At 31.3% G+C, this 1954-nt stretch carries 1 protein-coding gene; it reads left to right on the top strand.

All coding sequences use genetic code 11. From position 1 onward, the window contains the following. Positions 1–346 precede the first annotated feature (346 nt). Positions 347–1777, top strand: a complete 1431-nt coding sequence (locus SVN78_10675) for an IS66 family transposase (GenBank protein ID MDY6822069.1) — start codon at positions 347–349, stop codon at positions 1775–1777. Positions 1778–1954: the final 177 nt, after the last annotated feature.

Consider the following 1954-nt stretch of genomic DNA (forward strand, 5'->3'; position numbering starts at 1 on the left):
GGTTGCCAATGCGAGCGTAACGCAGTTATTGACGTTTTCTTATAGCCACTATATGTATCTATAATTTATTAACTCTGTGGATGATTACATGGTTTATTCATTCAAAATAAAAATATCAATAACTTTGTTGTAACTAATCAGTGCTAAAATTAAAAAAAATCAACTGATATTAACAATTTTTGTTTTGTTTTGTTGATAACTTGTGGAATTTCAAAGTTTTAAACCTCATGAGAGTTGATTATTTTCAGGTTTTATAAAACCATTTTTGAATATTCAATTCTGAAGCACTTATTTTTTAAAAAATCAAGTGATATCAACAAAATGCGATATTGAGTATTGATAACTATTGCTTAAAAAATTTGGTTTTAACCATCTTTGCCAACTACTTTTGACAAAAGCAAAAATTTTGGATCAAAATTCACTCATACAAGAATTAATTAAGCAGAATGGTAATCTCAAAAAAGAGGTTGCAATACTCAGAAAAGAGAATACTGAACTCAAAAAACTACTTGCTAAATACGTAACCCCTAAAAACAGCAATAACAGTTCAATTCCTCCTTCAAAAGACGAAAACCGGCCAAAACGAAAAAGCTTGCGCGAAAAAACAGGACGAAAACCAGGCGGACAAAAAGGAAGAAAAGGCAATACGTTAAAGATGGTAAAAACCCCTGATCAAACAGAGAAACATATTCCAGGATATTGTAATGTTTGTGGAAAAAATCTCGATGATGTAACACCCGAATATGCAGGAAAACGTCAAGTGTTTGATATCCCTGAAATAAAAATAAAAGTCACCGAACATCAGGTGTTCAAAAAACGCTGTAGTTGCGGTCATGAAACAATATGTGAATATCCTGATGGAGTAAAAGCACCTGTGAGTTACGGCAATAATATTGAAAGCCTCATAGCTTATCTACATGCCAGACAATATTTACCATTTAAAAGGATGCAGGAATTTTTTAATGATGTTTTTCATCTTCCCATAAGCGAAGGCGGGATTCATTATTTGCTTGACAGGATTGTCAAAAAAGCCCAACCTGCTTACGAAATGATAAAGCAAAAAATCTCATCAAAAAATATCAATTACGTCATAGGTAGTGATGAAACAGGGGTTAAAGTAGCCGGTAATAAGCACTGGGCTTGGACATGGCAGAATGATGAAGCAACTTTTATTACAATTACGGATAACAGAGCTCAGAGCAGTATAGACAATACTTTCAAAAATGGGTTTAAAAATGCTGTGTTAGTTCACGATTGCTGGAAAAGCCATTTTAATACAAATGCATTGTCACATCAAATATGCATGGTACACTTATTACGAGATTTGAATTATCTGACCGAAAGGTACAACCATAAATGGAGCAATGTATGCAAAAATTTGTTCAAGGCAGCATTAGATTTAAAGAAAAACATGAAAGATAACGATTATGTTTTAGATAATTCCGAAAGAACTTACATTGAAAAGCGAATGGATGTACTTCTGAATTATAACATTCCCGATAATTATAAAGAATTAATCGCCTTCAAGAAAAGATTGATAAAATATCGAAATTACCTGTTTACATTTTTATATCATCCAAAAGTTCCACCTGACAATAATGCCTCTGAAAGGGCAATTAGAAATATAAAAGTAAAACAAAAGATATCAGGCCAGTTTAAATCTCCCGATGGCGCTTATGCATTCTCTGTCCTCAGGTCAATTACTGACACCTGTATTAAAAATGGACAAAAAATATTGCCTTCTTTAAATATGATTGCTAATTTGCATACTGATTAGTTACGATATTCGATATTTGAAATTTTTTAAACCTAAACACTTATATATATCTATAATTTATTAACTCTGTGAATGCTTACATGGTTTATTCATTTAAAATAAAAATATCAATAACTTTGTTTATAATTTTTGCAAGAAAACAAAATTTTTGTAACAACAATGTAATTTACATAGAGC

The sequence above is a fragment of the Deferribacterota bacterium genome, assembly GCA_034189185.1.
Taxonomy (GTDB): Bacteria; Chrysiogenota; Deferribacteres; order Deferribacterales; family UBA228; genus UBA228.